We start from the raw sequence: 21,191 nt of genomic DNA on the forward strand, positions 1-21,191 counted from the left end.
CCGTATAAATGAATTTTAATTGTTTTGATTAATTAAAAACAGTATTTAATATTGAATGAATATTCAATAAATATTTTGCTTTAGCGAGACCCTTTCAGTCCGTTTTGGTAAAGGATTAATTGAATGGCTAAAAATTAAATCAAAGCTATATGGAACAATTTTTACACAGAATCATGGAAAGGATTTCCTCTATGAGGAATCTTGGTGTTCTGGTTTTAGTAATCCTTTCAGTCTCATTTGAGACGCTTGCTCAAACCCAGATCAGAGGTAAAGTAACGGACAAGGAGGGGCTTGGTATTCCTGGTGTTTCTATTTTAGAAAAAGGAACCCAAAATGGCACCATCACAGATTTGGATGGTTCTTATGCGATCATTGCTTCCAATGAAGATGCTGTATTGGTGTATTCGTTTATTGGATACAAAACGATCGAACAAACTGTAAAGGGAAAATCAGTCATCGATTTGACTTTTGAGGAGGAAGACACCTTACTGGAGCAAGTGGTTGTGGTGGGCTATGGAACCCAGAAAAAAGTCAATGTGACTGGAGCTGTGGATCAGTTGGCTGGAGAAGAAATTGCGGATAGACCTATAGCGAATGTTATGCAAGGTCTTCAAGGAATGAGCCCGGGATTGAACATTACCTATCAAGGAGGAAAACCTGGATCTGTTCCTGATATCAATATCAGAGGTTTCACTTCCATCAATGGTGGCGGACCATTGATCATCATTGATGGAATCGCTGGAAATAACAGTGATTTGTTGAGATTGAATCCTTCAGATATCGAATCTTATTCTGTTTTGAGAGATGCTGCTTCTGCTGCTATTTATGGTGCCAGAGCTGCTTTTGGGGTGATTTTGATTACCACCAAAAAGGGAGCAGAGGGAAATCAAAGGATTTCTTATAACAATTACTTTGCATGGGGAAGACCCTCAGTTCTCCCTAAACCAGTGACTGACCCTTACATCCATTCCAGAGTTTTGGAGATTTCTACCAACAATACACCTTGGGATTATGTCAATTACTCTGATGCACATTATCAATGGGCCAAAGAAAGATCAAATGACCCAAGTATTGAAGACACTAGATTGGACCCAAATAATCCGAATCGTTGGGCTTACATGGGTAATTATGATTGGTACGATTACTTTTTCAATAAATCCAGTTTTTCAACAAACCACAGATTATCTATCAGTGGGAATAGCGGTGGCAAAATGCCGATGGGATACTATGTGTCCGGCGACTATACTAATGAAAACGGCTTAAATAAGCTTGCTGACGATTATTGGAACCGATATTCCTTAAGAACTCGTGTGACTGCCAAGCCTTTGAAATGGTTGAATATTGATAACAACTTGAATATTTACCAGACTAGAAGAGAAGACCCAACAAACGATATTACAAGTGTTTATAACCTAAGACCAATTGACGTTGCAGTCAATCCTGATGGAACTTGGGCAAATACTGAAACAGGTAGATTGGCTGCTCGATTGGTAGATGGTGGAGAAAATCAGGAGAACATGTTTGGTTTCCAGAATATCTTAGGAGCATCTGCCAGTTTATTAAATGGTGATTTGACTTTCAATGCTACGGCTAGTTTCAAAAGAGAGCAATGGAAATACCACTGGGATAGAAAAAAATATAATATCGGTTTTGGTCCGGAAGATATCAGAACTGAAGGTGGTGATGGTTCGGTAATAGAAAGAAATGGCTCTCTGAATACTACTATTCTTGATTTCTATGGCAAGTATTCCAAAACTTTTGGCAAGCATAATTTCAATATCCTAGCAGGATATAATCAGGAGGATTACGATTATTCGACCATTCAGGCAGAAAGAAGAGTCTTGATTTCTTCTTCGCTTCCATACATTGGTTTGACTACCGGAGATTCTTTTATCACGCCTTCCTACAGTGCATATGCCTTGAGAAGTTTGTTTGGAAGAATCAACTACACCTTCAATGAAAAATACATTCTTGAAGTAAATGGGCGATATGATGGATCTTCAAGATTCCCGAAAGATAATCGTTGGGGCTTTTTCCCATCGGTGTCTGCTTCTTGGTTGATGATGGATGAAGGATTCTTCCAGCCTTTGACGAGTGCGATTTCCACTTTTAAAGTTAGGGCATCCTATGGAAGTTTAGGAAATCAGAACGTTTCCAACTTCGGTTACATCCAGTCTTTGCCAACAAATCTTTCCAGCTATTTAATCGGTGGTAGCAAGAAAACCATCATCAGTTCAGCGCCTTCTCTTGCAGTGGATCCAAACTTCTACACTTGGGAAGAGGTAATTTCAACCAATATAGGATTGGATTTCGGGTTTTTGGGAGACAGAATCAGCGGAACTTTCGATTATTTCATTAGAGATACCAAGGGAATGTTGACAGATCCTGTCGAGCTTCCCGGCGTATTGGGTACTGCACCTCCAAAGCAAAATGCTGCTGATTTAAGAACTAAAGGATTTGACTTTTCTATCGGCTATCGTGATCAAGTAGGTAGTACTTCAAACCCAGTACAATTCGGTGTGAAAATGATTGTTTCCGATTCTAGATCCACGATCACCAAGTTTCAAAATGAGCAAAACTTGTTCTCCAACTGGAGAGTAGGACAAGAAATAGGTGAAATGTGGGGTCTGCAGAGCGATGGATTTTTTGCCAACGAAGATGAAATTACCAAGTTGGATCAGTCAAGCATTGTTCCTTGGGGAGCATTGGATATTGTTCCAGGTTGGCCAAAATATGTGGACTTGAATAATGACGGTAAAATCGAAATAGGTCAGACTCAAGACGATCCGAAGGATTTAAAACTTATTGGTAATACAACAGCCAGATACAGATATGGGGCAAACATTGACCTGAGCTGGAGCGGATTTGACTTATCTATCTTCATGCAAGGAGTTGCCAAGAAAGATTATTACCCAAGCTATTATTTATTCTGGGGTCCATATCAACAACCATATGGAAACGTCTACCCATGGAATCTGGACTTTTATAGAGGACAGGCGGATGGAGCAGATTTAATGGCTCAACATTCTCAAGCCTACATCGATGCAGGTTTGGCAGACCAAAATCTGGATTCAAAATATCCTGTATTGCAATCTTGGTTAGCTGATGCCAATTATGGTTCTGGCTTGGATATTCCTCAAACCAAGTATTTACTAAGTGGAGCATACCTACGACTGAAAAACGTCACGCTGGGTTATAGCTTTCCACAGGTGTTGACCGAAAAACTAAAAGTAACCAAAGTCAGAGTGTATGTCACAGGTGAAAACTTGTATGAGTTTTCCGCTATCAAAAGGTATGTGGATCCAGAGGCAATCAATTCTGGAAGTGCTTGGGCTTATCCTTTCCAGAGAAAATTTGCATTCGGAGTTAACATAGACCTGTAATTAAGAAAAGAAACGATCATGAAAAAATATATCTTATATATCAGCGCTGCTTTCGTTTTAGCTTCCTGCAACGATGATTTTCTGGATAAATATCCACAAACTTCGGTAGCTCCAGAGGAGTTTTTCAAAACCGAGGAAGACTTGGAATTGTATGTCAATGGCCTATTAACCATGGCCGGACCAGGTAACTACCTTGCTGACCAAAGCAGTGATAACCTTGCAACTACCGGGGCTATTGAAATCAAAAATATAATGACAGGTACTCCAAGTTCCCAGACTGTAACGGGTGGCTGGAGTTGGGGAACTCTAAGAAACATTAATTATTTCCTAGACAACTATACAAAAGCAACTGGTTCTGATGAAGGAATTGCACATTATGTTGGGCTGGCTAGGTATTACAGAGCGATGTTTTACTTTGACAAAGTCAAAAGATATTCTGATGTGCCTTGGTATGAAAAGACTCTTAATCCAGGTGATGAAGATTTGTACAAAGCCAGAGATCCAAGAGAAATGGTCATGTCAAAAGTGATGGAAGATCTTGAATTTGCCATGGAAAATGTCAGAACATCCGTCCCAACAGGCACTCCAAATGTCTGGGCTGTGAAAGCTTTTGCAGCAAGAGTTGCCTTGTATGAAGGAACTTACAGAAAATACCATTCCGAGTTAGGACTAGAAAGTAGTGCGAATCAATTTCTGGAACAGGCAAAAAGTATCGCCCTTGAAATCATGAATTCCGGATTGTATTCAATCTATAATTCTGGGAATCCAGAAAAGGATTATGCATCACTTTTTGGTGCCCAAAATTTGTTGGGAAATCCAGAAGTTATCCTTGCAAATATTTATGATTCTAGCAAGGATAGAGGTTCAAATAACAATACTGGCATTTTTGGAGACTACGAGCAATCGCCCTCAAAAGACCTGGTTTTAAGTTATTTGATGCGTGATGGCTCGCGTTTTACTGAATTAGAAGGTTATGATAAAATGGGTTTTATAGATGAATTCCAAAACAGAGACCCAAGACTAAGCCAAACTGTGGTTTATCCGGGTTGGGTGAGACAGCCAGACACTAATCCTTACATTCAGACATTGAGCAAGAACTTTACAGGCTATCATCAATTAAAAGGTTATGTCAATAGCACCAATAATGTGGAGGTTTCCAGTGATGATTTCCCGGTTTATAGATTTGCAGAAGTTTTGTTGACTTATGCGGAAGCCAAAGCGGAATTGAATGAAATTACCCAAGGAGATCTGGATATGTCTGTGAACCTACTCAGAGAAAGAGCTGGAATGCCGATTTTGGAACTTGCCGCTGCGAATGGAAATCCAGATCCATTTTTAGCTTCAAAATACCCAATGATTTCTGGAGCCAACCAAGGCGTGCTTTTGGAGATTCGAAGAGAAAGAAGAGTAGAAATGGCATTAGAGGGGTATCGTTACGATGACTTAATGCGATGGAATGCAGGAAAATTATTAGAGATTATCCCACAGGGTATGTATTTTTCAGGTCTTGGGAAATATGATATGACAGGCGATGGTATCGAGGATATTATTCTTGTAAATAAGGATAGCTCTATTCCTGTTGGAGACGAGAAAGAGAAAAACAGCCTTGGTGTAGCTTTGATTTACTACAAAGCTGGAACCATCGACGAAAATGTGGATGTCTTTTTATCCAATGGTGAAAACGGTGGCAATATGGTGACTGAGACCAAAGCAAGAAACTTTGTCGAGCCAAAATACTATTACAGACCTGTTCCTATCCAGCAGGTAACCCTCAATCCAAACCTGAAACAAATATTCGGTTGGGAATAAAAAAATAAATCTTGAATTTCAGAGCCCGGCTAAAATCGGGCTCTCTTGTTTATTCTTAGCAAATGAAAAAATTTCTTCTAGCAGCAAGTATTCTACTTGTCGCACTCCAATCTTGTACTTCTGAAAAACAGCAAGAGAAGGAGCTAAAGTCAAAAAAAGTACTTTTTGTAATTGTAGATGGGATACCCTACGATGTGATTGATTCCGTAGAAACTCCAAATCTGGACAAAATCATTTCCGAAGGTGGAATCATGAAGGCAACGATGGGAGGAGAAAAGGATGGATATAGTCAAACTCCTACCATTTCCGCAGTTGGATATAATTCCGTTCTCACAGGAGTCTGGGCAAATAAGCACAATGTATGGGGGAACGGAATCAAAGATCCGAATTACAATTATTCAACAGTTTTTCGATTATTTAAAGACCAATTTCCGGATGGTAAGACAGCTATTTTTTCAACTTGGTTGGACAATCGAACCAAACTTGTTGGGGATGGGCTTCCACAGACAGGCAACCTGAAAATCGATACACATTTTGATGGCTTGGAACTGGATACGGTGAACTATCCTCATGATGATGAGAGAACCTATATTCATTTGATTGATGAGGAAGTGTCTAAAACAGCGGCAAAAACAATTTCTGAAAACGCTCCTGATTTGTCCTGGATGTACCTGGAGTTTACAGATGACATGTCACACAGATATGGTAATAGTCCGCAATTCGTAGATGCTGTGAAAAAGGCGGATATTCAGATTGGAAGAGTTTGGGATGCAATAAAAGAAAGAGAAGCCAATTTTCAGGAAGACTGGCTGCTTGTAATAACCACTGACCACGGTAGAGAGGATGATGGCCATGGACATGGTGGTCAAAGCGACCGCGAACGTAGTATTTGGATTGCGACAAATGCAAAAAACAAAAACTCCCATTTTCAGGAATTAGGTCAGACAGTAGATATCCTTCCATCTATTGCCAATTTTATGGGCTTGGATATTTCAAGAGATCAGGCTATGGAATTGGATGGAACTCCTTTCATTGGAGATGTTTCTGCCAGTAATTTCAAAGCAACATTGGAGGACAACACCTTAAGTTTAAGCTGGAATTCATTGTCGAACGGAGAAAAGGGGAAAGTTTGGTTCAGTTATACGAATGACTTCAAAACCGGGGGAAAAGATCAATACGAAGAATTGGGCGAAGTAGAGCTAGACAGAGGATCAGCGACGTTTGATTTGGCATCTCAAGATTCCAGTTTCTTGAAAGTTATTTTAGAAACACCATCAGGATTTTTGAATTACTGGATTCTTGCAAAAGAATAATTAAAAAGGGGCTCAGATTAAATTCTGAGCCCCTTTTTTTAGTCTAGGATCACTTTCTCTCTTTTCGGGTATTTCACTTCATACTGTAATTTCAATTCTTTTTGGGAGCCCGCTGGCACATCAATGATCCAACTTACTTTTCCTGTTTGAGGATCGATTTTTCCACCAGACAGTTCCAAAGCTTCCACAGTGATTTCAGAGTTGACGGAAACAGGAATCTGATCTTCCACTTGGATGGCTACAGCCTGTGATTTGTTATTGCGAACAGTGATTTTATACTCTCTGGTTTCTGTGATATTGGAGCCAATGCTCCTTTTCTTTGAGAATTCCTCATTCTTTTCTCGTTGCACCACGATGCTTCTGTCTCTGCCCATTGAGATTTGTAAAGTGTCCTGAAGGCTGGAAGCATTTAAAACTGATCTACCTACAAAGCCATCCTCAAAATACAAATTGCTCTCCCCTTCCAGTAAACTGTATTGGTTCCAGTCATTGATTTCAGCTACTAAAAATACATCGTTGTCAATTTTAGGAATCGCAGAATAGAGGTAATTGGCAGGGATATCGTATGCTTTTAAATCAACCATAGTTTTTTCACCATTAGATTTAATGGTATAGGGCTCGGCTACTTCTATTTCCACAGTGGTCTGATTCTCTTGAACAATTGTTTGAATGGATGGAGCCATTGCGATTTCATCTACAGTTTCATTTAAGGTAGAACTGCCACGTATCCTTATTGAATTATTTAATGCTCTTTTATTGGAACTACTATACCCAGTAACAGTTACTTCATTTAGCATTTGGGAGTTTGGAAATAAAGTCACGTTGATAGAAGAAGATGTAATGGGTACTTCTCTAGATGAATATCCAATAAATGAAAAGACCAAAGACGAAGCCGACTGAGGTAAGCTTAATGAATAAAAACCCTCCACATCGGTAGCGGTTCCGATTGTTGTGCCTTTTACCAAGACAGTTGTACCAGGTAGAGGCTCTCCATCTTCTCCAAATACTCTTCCAGAAACGCTGGTAAAAGTCGTTCGCTTTTGAGAATAAGTAGTGAGTCTGGCAAAATTCAATTCCCATTTGTCCAAAGTAGGCACTTGTCCACTTTCATTGGGATTTCCATTTGAAAAACGAAGTTTGACATTATTCCAATCAACACCTGTATTTTGGTTGACTTCGGCTTTGTAGTTTAGTTGAAGTGGAGAATTGATATCACTCACTCTCACATCGTATTTAGGATACCAGCCGGCATTTGCGACCAAGTAGTTCAATTCAAAACTTGCCGGACCTGCCACATCTGCTTTCACTCGGATTCTAATTTCAGAAGTGGATTTATTTCCAGATTCCTGAAGAATACGGATCTGATTGATCAGTTTATTCTTTTCAAGATTCCCTTCATTTAGCTTGGTCTGAAGTTTTTTTAACTCAGATTTGATTTTGGTGAGTTCGCTTTCGTAAAAATCCATCGCCTGCTTCAGCTGGGTCATGTTCAACCCATTCTGACTTCCCCCGATGGATTTATTTGCCGAAAGTAAGTTTTCCTGTTGCGCGAGCACATCTAGACGAATAGTTGTCTCCTCCTGATTTTGATCGATTTTCTTGATTTGATCTTCCAAGGACTTTATTTCCTCGTTGACTTTTTGACCAGATAAGTAATCTATCCGCTTATTGACAGCTTGGATCACAAAATTGCCTTTCCCTTTGACTTGGATGCTTTTTTCATCGACATAGGGTGACAGCCCTTTGATGACAATAAAGGATTCTCCGGCTGGAATCTGTCCGGCAGAAGTTTCAAAAATTTGGGCTCCCTTTAGGAAAACTGTGACTTCTTCAATTTTCGAAGTGAACTTTGTTTCCTTGAGTTCCTGAGCCGAAATCTTGAAAATAAACAGAATCAATAACGATGAAAGTAGAAACATTTGCTTCATAAATCCGGAGGTTAGATTAAAAGAATATTTTAGTAATCAACGGAAAAATCTAGGATTTGGCAACAATTAAAACAAAAAACCCTCTCCAAAAATTAATTCGAAGAGGGTTTAGTAAAGGAAAGTTTTCCTATTCGGTTTCCTTCTTAATCTCGTTTTTGTTCTTCACGTATTTCTCCAACCAAGTATCCATTTCCCAAAGGGTGTGCAAAATAGATTCCTCAGCGGCATATCCATGACTTTCGTTTGGTAGGAAAACCAATCTCGCAGTAGCTCCATGACCTTTCAGTGCATTATAATAACGCTCAGATTGGATTGGGAATGTTCCGGAGTTATTATCTGCCTGTCCATGGATCAGCAAAATCGGAGTCTCTACTTTATGTGCAAAAGAGAATGGAGACATGTTGAAATATACGTCTGGAGCTTCCCAATAAGTTCTTTGCTCATATTGGAAACCGAAAGGAGTTAGCGTTCTATTGTAAGCACCACTTCTTGCAATTCCTGCTGCAAACAAGTTGGTATGCGAAAGTAAATTAGCAGTCATAAAAGCTCCATAAGAGTGACCCCCAACGGCAATTCGATCTCGATCCCCGATTCCCAATTCCACAATATGATCGATGGCTGCTTCGGCATTGGCAACCAATTGCTCAATGAAATAATCGTTTGGCTCTTTGTCACCTTCGCCGACAATTGGCATTTCCGTTTGGTCCATGATCGCATATCCGCGGGTTACCCAATAGATCGGAGAACCCCAGCTCAATCTTGTAAAGGCATATTTTGAACCTCTTACCTGAGCAGCAACTTCCTTAGACTTGTATTCTCTTGGATAGGCCCACATCAAAACCGGAAGAGGACCATCTTTAGCAGCATCATATCCAGCCGGAGTATAGATCACAGCTGAAAGATTCAATCCGTCATTTCTTTTATAGGTCACCAATTGTTTTTGGATTCCTTTAATTGACTCATAAGGATGCGCAAAATTGGTTACTTGTAGAGGAGCAATTCTCTTTTTGGTATTTACTAACCAATAATTTGGTTGGATATCGGTACTTTCTTTCAAAGTGATGAATTCTGTACCGTTTTCATCTAGAACTTTTACAACCCGCTCGTAGTAAGGAGCCTGTGATCTCCAAAGGATTTCCTGCTCCTTTGTTTTGGTATTGAAAGTTGAAAGGAAAGGCATATTACCTTCTGGAGAACCGCCTTGACTGGTCATAAATACCAAATCACCTTTTCTCATCAATACATTTCTTCCAAATTCATTTTCTGTGTAAAGTGGATCTCCTGGATCATTGTATAAATCATCCGATGATCTTTCGATGATTACTTTTTTTGGTTGAGAAGGATCAGATGGATTGATCACAGATCGTACTTCTTTTCTGGATTGAGACCAGCGTTCATTTAGGATAGCGAACGAATCATCTGACCAGGCAATTCCTCCATATCTATAAGGAGTGGAGGTTAACTTTTTCTTTTGTGCTGTAAAAGGAGCATCTAGCGTAAATACTACATCCCTTTCTTTGATTTCTACTCGGGCATCTCCGCCATCCTGCGCCTCTACCCAATACAAAGTTGCTGGTTTATCTGCTCTCCAGCTGATACTTCTGGGACCAGTTACAGTAGCATCAAACCCGGTAGGACGATTTTCATCCAATGGAATTTCTGCCAAAGTCTTTACTTTTTTGCCATCCTTAGACCAGATTTCCACATCATAAGGAAATCTAGAAGCTGGAACTAAATAAGAAAATGGTTTTTTGATCAAATCTACCATGATATATGAACCATCGGGAGAAAGATCCATTCCTTTAATCATTCCACTTGGACCGATTGGTTTCTTGCTTCCGTCCAAGTTTATGAGCATAAGCTGAGAATCCATGAAGTAAGCAAAAAGTGCCTCATCATAAGGATCTGCCAATAAATCCTGATATGTTCTGCTAGGAGCTGCATCTCCGGAAGTTTCCTGAATAATCGGACCTGCTGGAGCACTTGGCCTTTGAGGGATGCTACCTCTAGAAGGATTTGCAGCTTTTACCAATAATTGATTTTCGGGAGTCCAAAGAATGGAATTTCCATAGACATCGTTGATGATGGCATCTGTCAGTTTTTTAGCTTCGAGTGTAGTCAAATCTACTACCCAAAGGCTGATACCATTTGCTTCTGTCTGTGTAAATGAAAGGTATTTTTCATCATGGGACATAGAAAAATCCCCCATGTTTGGTTTTGACGGCAAACCGGTGATTTGCTTTTCCTCTCCGCTTTGGGTCATTTTCACTTTGATGTTTTCCACACCTCGACCGCGACTTGGGCCAGATGTAGCAGGATTAATCCGCAAACCTGCAATTCTTAATTCAGGTTGGGATAGATCCTCTATGCTTGGATTATCTGCTCTTTCCAAAAGCAACATCCAGTCGCCATTTTTACTGAAGTTTACCGAAGGAGTACTTGGTGCATTTACCAAATCCAAAATGGACTTAGCTGGCTTTTGATAGCCTGTTTGTGCCTGAGAGTCAATGACTCCTAAGCAAACTAGCAGGGCTAGAATCAAATGGGGTGTAAATTTTTTGATCATGACGGTAGGGTTTAATTTTCTGTAAACAAATTAACCCCTTTCTCTCAATTTTGGCTTTAAAAATGAGATCAATGGTATGTAACTGGGTTTAATAGCTGATTTTGGAAGGATTAAATTGAATTAAGGTCTTATCTAGAGCAGAAATATAGAGAAATGGAATAACCTACTATTTCATTAATTAAAAAACCCTAGCCAATATTTTTTGAATTATAAACTGGATTAACTTCTTGTTAAATTTCTATACTTTTTGATCATTAGATATCCCAATTCATCAAAGTAGAATTATTATAAGAATAGATTGTCAAAATTTATTTTAATTTTAAAAAAGAGTTTAAGAAAAAATTAGTCTTAAAATCCACTTAACTAATTTAATAAATGAAGAAGTTAGAATCTATTTTTAAATGGACCCTGTGTCTTTTCTTGCTGAGTGCTGGTGCGTCTTGGGCTCAAGAAAAGCCCAATATTTTAGTCATCATGGGAGATGATATTGGATATTGGAATTTGAGCTATAATAACAGAGGTATGATGGGATATAAAACTCCCAACATTGACCGTATAGCTGCCGAAGGAGCTATTTTTACGGATTATTATGCAGAACAATCTTGTACCGCCGGAAGGGCAGCCTTTATTACAGGACAAATGCCTGTCAGAACTGGCCTGACGAAAGTAGGTATTCCAGGAGCTGCAGTAGGAATCCAAAAAGAAGATCCAACACTTGCGGAGCTTTTGAAACCAATGGGATATGCCACAGGACAATTTGGTAAAAACCATTTGGGAGACAAGGATGAGTTTTTGCCAACCAACCATGGTTTTGATGAGTTCTTTGGAAACCTATATCATCTAAATGCTGAAGAAACTCCAGAGAATCCTTATTATCCAAAAAATCCGGCTTTTAAAGAAAAGTATGGGCCAAGGGGAGTAATTAGAAGTACGGCCGATGGAAAAATTGAAGATACGGGACCATTGACTAAAAAACGTATGGAAACGATCGATCAAGAAGTTTTGAATGCTACGGAAGACTTTATTGAAAGACAAGTGAAAGATGATAAACCATTCTTTGTTTGGTTTAATACCACCAGAATGCACTATGTGACACACGTTCCAGAAAGTTATTCAGGAAGAACCGGACTTGGAGAATATGCAGATGGTATGGTCCAACACGATGATCAAATTGGCCAATTATTGAATAAACTGGAAGCTTTGGGGGTTGATGACAATACTATTATCCTTTACACAACTGATAATGGACCGCATTTTAATATGTGGCCTGATGGCGGAATCACTCCATTTAGAGGGGAAAAAAATACCAACTGGGAAGGTGGATATCGCGTGCCTATGATTATCAAATGGCCAGGTAAAATTAAGCCAGGTACAGTAATTAATGAGGTGGTAGCAGGTAATGACTGGCTTCCAACTTTGATGGCAGCAGTTGGTGAACCAAACATCAAAGAGAAATTATTAAATGGACATAAAGTCGGAGACATGACTTATAAAGTTCATTTAGATGGATATAATATTCTCCCTTTTCTTACTGGTGAAAAAACTGTGACGAAGGATCAATATGGAGCTACTAATTTTCCAAGAAGAGAATTCTATTATTGGAATGATGATGGTCAATTGGTTGCCATGAGGTATGATCGTTGGAAATTGGTATTCATGGAACAGCAGGCAGATAAATTCGGTGTTTGGATGTATCCATTTGTTCAATTGAGGATCCCATTAATATTTGATCTTAAAATGGATCCATTTGAGCGAGCACAACACAATTCCAATAGCTACTATGAATGGATGGAAGGGATAATTCAGTTTGCTGGAGGTGCATCTCAAGGTATTGCCGGAGAGATGGTAAAGACTTTTGTAGAGTTTCCTCCAAGGCAAAAACCTGATTCCTTTAATCTAGATGCAGTTTTACAATCCTTGACTGCTGGGCAGGAAGGAAATTAATAATTCTTGAAATTTTGAAGATGGGGACCTTTTGTCCCCATCTTTATTTTTAAGGTTCTACAACAATACTTCAATCAAAATGTATTTTTTGATCTGATAAAACAGAAAACTTATTCTGATTTTAATTTCTTATTGATTTCAATTTCCTTGGAATAATCTATCTTTAATAGGAATAAAACATCATAAAATGAAAAAGATTTTTACTTTAAGCAGCCTGTTGTTTTTTGCTTTTATCATTAATTCAAAGGCACAAGATGATGCTGCCGAGCTAGCAAAGAAACTGGCCAATCCTATCGCATCTTTGATTTCTGTGCCTTTCCAGAACAACACGGATTACGGTATCGGGGAATTCAATGGATCTAGAAACACCATGAATATTCAGCCAGTAGTACCTGTTTCAATTTCAAAGGATTGGAATATGATTACTAGGATTGTTTTGCCAGTAATAACACAGTATAATATTACAGCTCCTGGTGAGAAGCAAGCTGGTTTGGGAGACGCAGTCATGTCAGCATTTTTTTCGCCCGCTAATTCCGAGAAATTAACCTGGGGTGTCGGTCCGGCTTTGCTGTTACCGGTGGGTACCAATGATTTTTTAACAACCAAGAAATTTGGAATGGGTCCTACAGCCGTAGCTCTGAAGCAGATGAATGGATGGACTGTTGGAGGTTTGGTCAATCAGATCTGGTCTGTGGCTGGTGCAGAAGAGAGAGCGGATGTCAGTCAGTTATTTGTTCAACCTTTCGTCACATACAACTGGAAATCCGGAGCAGGTTTAGGAGCTAATATGGAATGGACTCAAAATTGGAAAGCTTCCACCACGACCATTTGGTTGAATCCTACACTATCTGCGGTGACAAGCATCGGTAACCAAAAAACTCAATTTGCGATAGGTCCAAGATTGAATTTAGCTGCTCCCACAGGAGGGAAAGGAGACTGGGGCTGGAGAGCAGTCGTAGTATTCTTATTTCCAAAGTAATACACTAACCCTTTTCAAAAATTTCTTTTATTTACTCACATTAAGTATTCCCCCCTAAAAAGAAAATTATCATAGCGCAGAAATGAAGCTAGATCTTAATTTTTACAATTTTGTATATGTCTTTTCCTGCTCTTTAGGATATCTTTTGGGCTTGGTTTTACTCACTTACGGGATCAAAAACAAAACGACCAATATTTTAATGGGTTTGAGTTTTTTGTTTTTGTCCCATGGGATTCTTTTAGCAGGCCTTATCGATACTGGCTTGATTGTTCATTTTCCCATCATTTACAGAACAGGTAATTTAGCAGGTTTGATTTATGCTTTTTTACCCTTTTTATATATCCAATATACCTTATTTGAAACACGGTTTAAGTATTGGCACTTGATTCATTTGCTACCTGCTCTACTCTACACAGTGGATTATTGGCCGGTCTTAATGATGAATTCAGCGGAAAAATTGGATTTGATACTTACAGAAGTAAATGATCCCTATTTAGTAGTGAGTTTCACTCAAAGCAGGTTTTTTCCAGCTGGATTTTATACTCCTTTCCGAACTATTCTAGTCAATTTTTATTGGGTTTTGGGTTTGATCTTGGTTTGGAAATTCAAAAAATCAAATCCCAGTTTGGGCAATAAAAAAGAGGTTTATCATTGGATACAGACTTATTTATTTTTCCAATTAACCATGTTTTTGCCTTTTTATCTCACTTTAGAGAGTTTAGATAGAGACGTGTTGTTTAAAGCTGTACATTTTGGTGCAGCCCTTCAGGATTTATCTACTGGATTGTTTTTGCTTTACTTCCCAAATATTTTGTATGGATATGATTTTTCTGGTAAAAAATTGACTTCAGGAAAACCAGAATTAGAAGAATCTAAAGCTCAACCAAAGGTTTCAATTATTGATGAAGAAAAAGCTATAGAGCTGGATCAAGTATTGCAGCAAAAGCTTAAGGAACAAGTTTTTTTGAAAAAGGGATACTCTATATATGACCTCGCGAAGGATTCAGGTATCCCACATTATCTTTTAAGTCAATACATCAATCAAAATCTTGGTGTTTCATTTCCTGATTTTATTAATAAGGAAAGGATTCTTTACTGCTGTCAATTATTGGATTCAGATCAGGCAGAAAGCTATACATTGGAAGCAATTGGGGAACTATCTGGATTCAGTAATCGAAACTCTTTTTCTGCAGCATTCAAAAAAGTAATGGGGAAATCTCCCTCCAAGTATCTAAAAGATAAATCTGAATAGAAATAGGAATTCTCCTATTGATTTTTTGCACAGATTCATTAGAAATTAGCAAAGGGATTGGATCATAGGCTCTAATGTGAGTAAATTTTTATTTCTTGTTAACGATTTGTTCACATTCAAATAAGAATATCTATTGATTATTTTGTAAATTTTAAATATTGAAGTTTTTAAAATTTGCAAATTCTATTGCCATCTTTTTTACTATCACTTAATCTCAATTAAGATTTTGTCTATGAAAAATTTATCCAGACCAATTTTTTTCTTAGCTCTTCCTTTTGTCTTACTGACTTTTTGTACTCCTAAAGAAGAGACAGCTGATGTCCTATCTGAAAAATCAATCCAACCTGAACTCCTCTCCTGGAATGAAGGTAAGTCAAAGTCTGCCATCATGGATTTTGTAGAGAAAGCGGTGGACGCTAATAGTCCCGATTTTGTGCCTGTGGCTGATAGAATTGCTGTTTTTGATAACGATGGTACTTTGTGGAGCGAGCAACCCATGTATTTTCAGTTGGCCTTTGCTTTGGATGAAATAAAGCGGATGGCGCCTGAGCATCCTGAGTGGAAAACCACTCCTCCTTTCAGCGACCTTTTAAATGGTGATGTTCAAAAGTTCATGTCAGAAGAGAAAAATCTGTTTATGCTTATGGCGAATACCCATGCCAATATGGGAACTGATGAATTTGACATGCGAGTAAAAGAATGGATGAAAACGGCAGTTCATCCAAAGACTGGAAAACATTACAACGAGATGATCTTCCAGCCTATGCTGGAACTTTTGGAATATCTCCGAGCTCATGAATTCAAAACATTCATTGTTTCAGGGGGTGGGATAGATTTTATGAGAGCTTGGACAGAAGAAGCTTATGGAATTCCACCCTACCAAGTAGTGGGTTCCCTCTTTGGCTTGGCATATATTGACTCCACTGCTACTCCAGAATTGATAAAAATTCCTGAACTCTTCTTCAATGATGATAAAGGCGGAAAACCTGTAGGCATTCATAGAAACATAGGCAAAAGACCAGTTTTCGCAGGCGGAAACAGTGATGGAGATTACCAGATGCTTCAATATACTTCTACAGGATCAGGGCCGAGATTTGGTATGTATGTCCATCATACAGATTCTGTGAGAGAATATGCTTATGACAGAAATTCATCAATAGGAAGATTAAATAAAGGACTGGATGATGCTTCAAAATACGGCTGGCTCATTGTGGATATGGCCAAAGACTGGAAAGTGATTTATCCTTTTGACAAACAATAATTACACTAAAACAAATCAATTAACATTTTTAAAAATGAAAAAATTACTACTCACTTTAACCCTTGTAATAGGCTTGGGATTAATAGGATTCAGCCAAAACAAGAAGCCCAACATTTTAGTGATTTGGGGAGATGACATAGGTTATTGGAATGTGGGAGCCTATACACACGGAATGATGGGTCGAACCCCAAACATAGATGGCATCGCCCGTGACGGGATGTTGTTTACCGATCACTATGGACAACCTAGCTGTACAGCTGGTAGAGCTGCTTTTATTATGGGACAGCTGCCTGTGAGAACCGGTATGACTACGATTGGTATTCCTGGTTCTACGCAAGGTATCCAGGCAGTAGATCCTACTTTGGCACAAGTGCTAAAGACGCAAGGATATGCAACAGCACAATTTGGAAAAAATCACTTGGGAGATAGAAATGAGTTCTTACCAACTATGCACGGGTTTGATGAATGGTTTGGAAACCTTTATCACCTAAATGCAGAGGAAGAACCAGAAGAATTGGATTATCCAGGTCAGAAAAACCCTGCTTATAAGGAAAAATTTGGTCCAAGAGGAGTTTTGCATGCTTATGCGACGGACACAGATGATCCTACCGTGGATCCAAAATTTGGTAAAGTAGGGAAGCAGCGAATTATCGATACAGGACCATTGACAAGAAAGAGAATGGAAACCATCGATTCGGAGGTAACAGATGAGACTTTGAAATACTTGGATAAAGTAGGCAAAGAGGATAAGCCATTTTTTGTCTGGTACAACACAACTGCTACTCATATTTGGTCTCATAGCACAAATAAATACATTCAAGCTGCTGTAGATGAAGGACGTGCTGAAGAGGATGTGGTTAGAGCTAAGATGATAGAGCATGATGAATTGATTGGCAAGATTCTTCAGAAGATCAAAGACATGGGTGAAGAAGACAATACAATTGTAATCTACAGCACAGATAATGGAAATGAATTGATGTACTGGCCTGATGGTGGTTATGCTCCATTTAGAGGCGAAAAAGGAACTACTTGGGAAGGCGGTCTAAGAGTACCTATGCTTGTAAAATGGCCAGGTAAAATTCCTGCAGGTACCTATTCCAATGGAATCCAAAGTCATGAAGATTTATATGTGACACTGGCAGCTGCTGCAGGCCTTCCAAATTTGAAAGAGGAGTTACTTTCAGGAAAGAAAATGGGTGACAGAACCTTCAAAACACATTTGGATGGATATAATAACTTGGATCTTTGGACTGGAAAAACAGATAAATCTGCCCGAAGAGAAATGTTTTATTACGATGAATCAGATTTGATGGCTATTAGAGTAGATGCCTGGAAAATGCATATTGGAGTTAAACATGGTGGAAGTTGGTTTGATGAGAAATCCTATCCAAGTGTACCATATATCGTCAATCTCTTAATGGATCCTATGGAGAAAATGACTCCAGATTCTGAAGAGTGGGGATATGCAGGTAGAAAATTCGTAGCTCAGAAGCTTTGGGCTCCTACGGCAGCAGTTCCTTTCCTTCAGGCTCATTTGAAATCATTGGTTGATTATCCACCAAGTCAAGGTGGAGAATCACTGAACATGAAAGCAACAATTGAAAAAGCGATGAAAATGATGGAACAACCTACTGGAGGTAGTAATTAAAAGCTAAATACTTAAAGTTTAAAAAGGGTAAGACTCAACTTTCGAGTCTTACCTTTTTTTATTCCTTGAAGATTAAAGGTCATCGCCACTGTTCACCATATCAAAGGTCTCCCTTAGTTTAGCTTTGAAATTCCACTTGAGTGCTACTGTCGGTCCATAATAGACATCAAATTGATTCCCATTTGTCCTTAATTGGATTTGTGCGATAATTCCCGTGAGTACCGTCAGGTTTTCAGTGAGACTTGCTGAATAGTAAACCGATTGTCTCAAGATATCAAATCTGCTTTTTGCGTAATCTTTCGAAGGAAATTTAAACATGATCTCCGCGTAATATGAGATGTTTTGGGATTTGAAAATAGGATCCTCCTTTTGAGGTAAATAATGGTTCACTCCAAACCTTCCCCTTAATCTTGGGATTGTTCTTGGTATTCCATTTTTATCATCAAAAAACTTTGTTTCAAAACGCACTTGTTCCTACAAACTACCTCTGGGCATCATTTGCATGTAGGTTCCCATCAGAATTAGTCTTCTTTCCAAAATCTCTGGATTGCCGGCCTCCTCAATCTCATATTTCTTATTTCTGGCATAACCCACATAGAATTTCATATGCTTGAAACCTGAATAAATAAGCCATGGTCTGACTACAAATCGTTGAACATAGGCATAGGGATTTGAATTGGTGTAAGCACCCTGTGTGACAAGTTGAACATCTACTTGGCCAGATATTTTCCATTTTTCCAAGAGGGGAAATGCGACGTCAACTTCACCAATGGAGGCAGGGATAAAGCCAATTTGCTTAGTTGTTTCGGATTGGGCCCAAAGTGCTTGATGTAAAAATATTGATGAGACTATTAAAATTAGCGTTGTGATCTTCTTTGGGAAAAGAGATTCTTTTTCGGGATTCAACATAAAGCATGCAGATGAAAGCTAGTTCTTCGATGTGTGTGAAACTAGGCAGGTTAAAACGATGTAAAGAAGATGCTATTTCAAAGTAAAATTCCACCCAATTTCGGAAATACTATCCAGAAAAATTGATAAAAATTATCGAGTTCGATTCGGATTTTTTGTTGGGATTGTGCTGGATAAAATATGACCTATCTTTTTATAAGACTGTAAATTTTTTGGAACTCATAATTCCTCAAAAGTTTTGATTTTCATCATTTTAAGAGTGAATTAATATTCTCTAAATCTTGAATTTACCTGATACTAAAGCTATTTTTAGTGAGTGGTGTTTTTTATTTAAATACTTTATTCAAAGAGTTTTCAAAATAAGAAAATATGAAAAATGGATTTTTTGATTTGCCAGTAAGGATGAACCAACGCTCACAAAGACTGATTTTATTTCTTGTTTTGATTTGCTCATCTTCAAGCCTTTTTGGTCAGGGAGCACAGAAAATATTCAATCCAGTACATGATGCCTATTTCGATAGCATCAAACAAATGGATTACCCTTACATCTTCCCAATTTTAGGTAAGGGGGCTGCAAAAAGAGGCTATGATCTTCCATACGCCTATGGCGTCAGCGGGATTTATTTTACCCAAAGACAGGAAATATTAATCACCCGTACCTTAATTGGGTTCAATGGAAGTGAAAAAGTAGATGTAAGCAGTTTGATTAAGTTCGGACCTACCATTGCCACAACCAATGCCTATACTGTTCGACCTGATATTTGGGTTTTGCCTTTTTTAAATCTCTATGGGATTTTCGGTGGAGGCACTACTCAGACGGATGTGACTTTGCTTTCACCTGTGGGGTTTGAGACAAACCAACAGTTCTCGGTAAATAGTTTTGGATTAGGAGCTACCCTTACCGGCGCATTTGGACCCATTTGGGTAGCTTGGGACAACAATTACAATTTTGCGGATGTGGAGGTAGTGGTAGAACCGGTTCCGGCTTTCAACAGTAGTTTGAGGATTGGTCATGCGATTTATGATGCTGCACATCCCCAAAGATCCCTCTCTGTTTGGACAGGAGTATTCTACCAAATTATCCAAAATGATACCCAGGGATCGATTTCAGTTGCAAGTATTTTCCCTGGATTTGGAGAAGGAAATGTTATCCAGATTCTTAACGATTGGGCGGACGGACTTCCACCCGCTCAAAAATTGATAGCCAAACAAATAATTCAAAAATTGGAAGACGCTTCTTCAGGCATAGAAACTTCAGATAGTTACATAGATTACCTGTTAGATAAAGAGGTTGCAGCTCCTTTCAATATTATCTTGGGAGCTCAATATCAATTCAATAAAAATTGGATGCTCCGATCTGAAGTGGGTGTATTTGGGAAGAGAAGCCAGTTTTTACTAAATCTTAATTGGAGATTCCCAGGATTCAAAAAATTGAAATGATGCCAAATAAAAAATATTTCTACCTTTTCTTGTTCTTCTTTTTCGTGAATCAATGCCTTCAAGCGCAAGTGATCATGAGCCTTTTATTTGGTGATAAGCTGAATAATGAATCCAATTTATTTGGGCTTCATCTCGATTACAGTTCCAATTCATTTTCCAATTTTAAACCTTCAAATGCTTTAAACTCCTTCAATCTGGGTTTGAATTTCACACACCGATTCGAAGGGAAAATAGAAATGAATGTTGGAATGTTAGCGAAATACCGCAGAGGAGCTACAGGTTTGCCTGCTTATGAATTGGAGGAAAGCTCATTGAATTCCATATATGCTGATACAGAAGTAGAAAGGAGAATCAACTATTTAAGTATGCCTGTTACGTTTAGATATCGAACTGAAAAAGGCTTATTTGCAGAATTGGGACCTCAGGTTTCCTACCATCTCAAAGCTATTGACCGTTTTGAAGCTGATACTTCCGATGGTCTTTTAGAATTGGATGTAGATGTTAGAGACCAAATAAGAAAAGTGGATTTGAGTGCTGTTTTTGGTATTGGATCATACTTCGGAAAGGATAAAGTGAATGCCATAGGCATCCGACATCATGCTGGACTTACTGATATCTTAAAAGAAGTATCAGGAAAGCAACATTACAGTCAGTGGGCACTTTATGCCAATCTACCCATTGGAAGAGGAAAGGCCGGGCTGAAATAAATTTGAATTAAAATGTTACAAAGTGCAACTTTAGAGCGTATTGAAATAAATT

General features: G+C 38.6%; 14 protein-coding genes. 10 read left to right on the forward strand and 4 right to left on the reverse strand.

The window, feature by feature from the left end; genetic code table 11:
* Nucleotides 1-149: 149 nt before the first annotated feature.
* From J0A69_RS03325 to J0A69_RS03335, 3 genes are all read left to right on the forward strand, one after another.
* Entirely contained in the window at nucleotides 150-3,383 is a 3,234-nt protein-coding gene (locus tag J0A69_RS03325) for a SusC/RagA family TonB-linked outer membrane protein (protein ID WP_206585088.1), read from the forward strand.
* 18 nt (nucleotides 3,384-3,401) lie between these two features.
* The gene (locus J0A69_RS03330) at nucleotides 3,402-5,192 is read left to right on the forward strand and encodes a RagB/SusD family nutrient uptake outer membrane protein (RefSeq protein ID WP_206585089.1); all 1,791 of its coding nucleotides are present in this window, start codon (nucleotides 3,402-3,404) and stop codon (nucleotides 5,190-5,192) included.
* Nucleotides 5,193-5,254: 62 nt separating this feature from the next.
* Nucleotides 5,255-6,505 (forward strand): alkaline phosphatase family protein, encoded by a 1,251-nt coding sequence (locus tag J0A69_RS03335; protein WP_206585090.1) that lies wholly within the window; start codon nucleotides 5,255-5,257, stop codon nucleotides 6,503-6,505.
* A gap of 38 nt (nucleotides 6,506-6,543) precedes the next feature.
* On the opposite strand, the gene J0A69_RS03340 is transcribed toward J0A69_RS03335, so the two are convergent.
* Both J0A69_RS03340 and J0A69_RS03345 read right to left on the reverse strand, forming a co-directional pair.
* Entirely contained in the window at nucleotides 6,544-8,433 is a 1,890-nt protein-coding gene (locus J0A69_RS03340) for a mucoidy inhibitor MuiA family protein (protein ID WP_206585091.1), read from the reverse strand.
* Between the two features lie 127 nt (nucleotides 8,434-8,560).
* Complete coding sequence (locus J0A69_RS03345; protein ID WP_206585092.1) at nucleotides 8,561-10,999, reverse strand: S9 family peptidase; 2,439 nt, start codon at nucleotides 10,997-10,999, stop codon at nucleotides 8,561-8,563.
* A 375-nt stretch (nucleotides 11,000-11,374) separates the two neighbouring features.
* On the opposite strand from J0A69_RS03345, the gene J0A69_RS03350 reads away from it, so the two are divergent.
* The 5 genes from J0A69_RS03350 (at nucleotide 11,375) to J0A69_RS03370 (ending at nucleotide 18,083) form a co-directional block, all read left to right on the forward strand.
* Nucleotides 11,375-12,943, forward strand: coding sequence for an arylsulfatase (locus J0A69_RS03350; protein WP_262897711.1), 1,569 nt, complete (start codon nucleotides 11,375-11,377; stop codon nucleotides 12,941-12,943).
* 187 nt (nucleotides 12,944-13,130) lie between these two features.
* Nucleotides 13,131-13,922: a hypothetical protein gene (locus J0A69_RS03355; protein ID WP_206585093.1), complete on the forward strand. Its 792-nt coding sequence runs from the start codon at nucleotides 13,131-13,133 to the stop codon at nucleotides 13,920-13,922.
* A gap of 82 nt (nucleotides 13,923-14,004) precedes the next feature.
* Nucleotides 14,005-15,174, forward strand: coding sequence for a helix-turn-helix domain-containing protein (locus J0A69_RS03360; protein WP_206585094.1), 1,170 nt, complete (start codon nucleotides 14,005-14,007; stop codon nucleotides 15,172-15,174).
* Between the two features lie 232 nt (nucleotides 15,175-15,406).
* Nucleotides 15,407-16,435 (forward strand): HAD family hydrolase, encoded by a 1,029-nt coding sequence (locus J0A69_RS03365; RefSeq protein ID WP_206585095.1) that lies wholly within the window; start codon nucleotides 15,407-15,409, stop codon nucleotides 16,433-16,435.
* 34 nt (nucleotides 16,436-16,469) lie between these two features.
* A complete protein-coding gene (locus J0A69_RS03370; RefSeq protein ID WP_206585096.1) occupies nucleotides 16,470-18,083 on the forward strand; it encodes an arylsulfatase in 1,614 nt (537 codons plus the stop codon).
* A gap of 72 nt (nucleotides 18,084-18,155) precedes the next feature.
* Here J0A69_RS03370 and J0A69_RS03375 read toward each other — a convergent pair whose 3' ends face one another.
* Nucleotides 18,156-18,551 (reverse strand): hypothetical protein, encoded by a 396-nt coding sequence (locus J0A69_RS03375; protein ID WP_206585097.1) that lies wholly within the window; start codon nucleotides 18,549-18,551, stop codon nucleotides 18,156-18,158.
* A 6-nt stretch (nucleotides 18,552-18,557) separates the two neighbouring features.
* On the reverse strand, nucleotides 18,558-18,992 hold the full coding sequence (locus J0A69_RS03380) for a hypothetical protein (protein WP_206585098.1): 435 nt from the start codon (nucleotides 18,990-18,992) through the stop codon (nucleotides 18,558-18,560).
* A 369-nt stretch (nucleotides 18,993-19,361) separates the two neighbouring features.
* Here J0A69_RS03380 and J0A69_RS03385 point away from each other — a divergent pair, with 369 nt between their 5' ends.
* Nucleotides 19,362-20,432 carry a hypothetical protein gene (locus tag J0A69_RS03385; RefSeq protein ID WP_236032603.1) on the forward strand — a complete coding sequence of 357 codons (1,071 nt, stop codon included), beginning with the start codon at nucleotides 19,362-19,364 and terminating at the stop codon, nucleotides 20,430-20,432.
* A 74-nt stretch (nucleotides 20,433-20,506) separates the two neighbouring features.
* Nucleotides 20,507-21,139 carry a porin family protein gene (locus J0A69_RS03390; protein WP_206585099.1) on the forward strand — a complete coding sequence of 211 codons (633 nt, stop codon included), beginning with the start codon at nucleotides 20,507-20,509 and terminating at the stop codon, nucleotides 21,137-21,139.
* Nucleotides 21,140-21,191 lie beyond the last annotated feature (52 nt).

The organism is Algoriphagus pacificus, assembly GCF_017254845.1.
Classification (GTDB): Bacteria; Bacteroidota; Bacteroidia; order Cytophagales; family Cyclobacteriaceae; genus Algoriphagus; species Algoriphagus pacificus.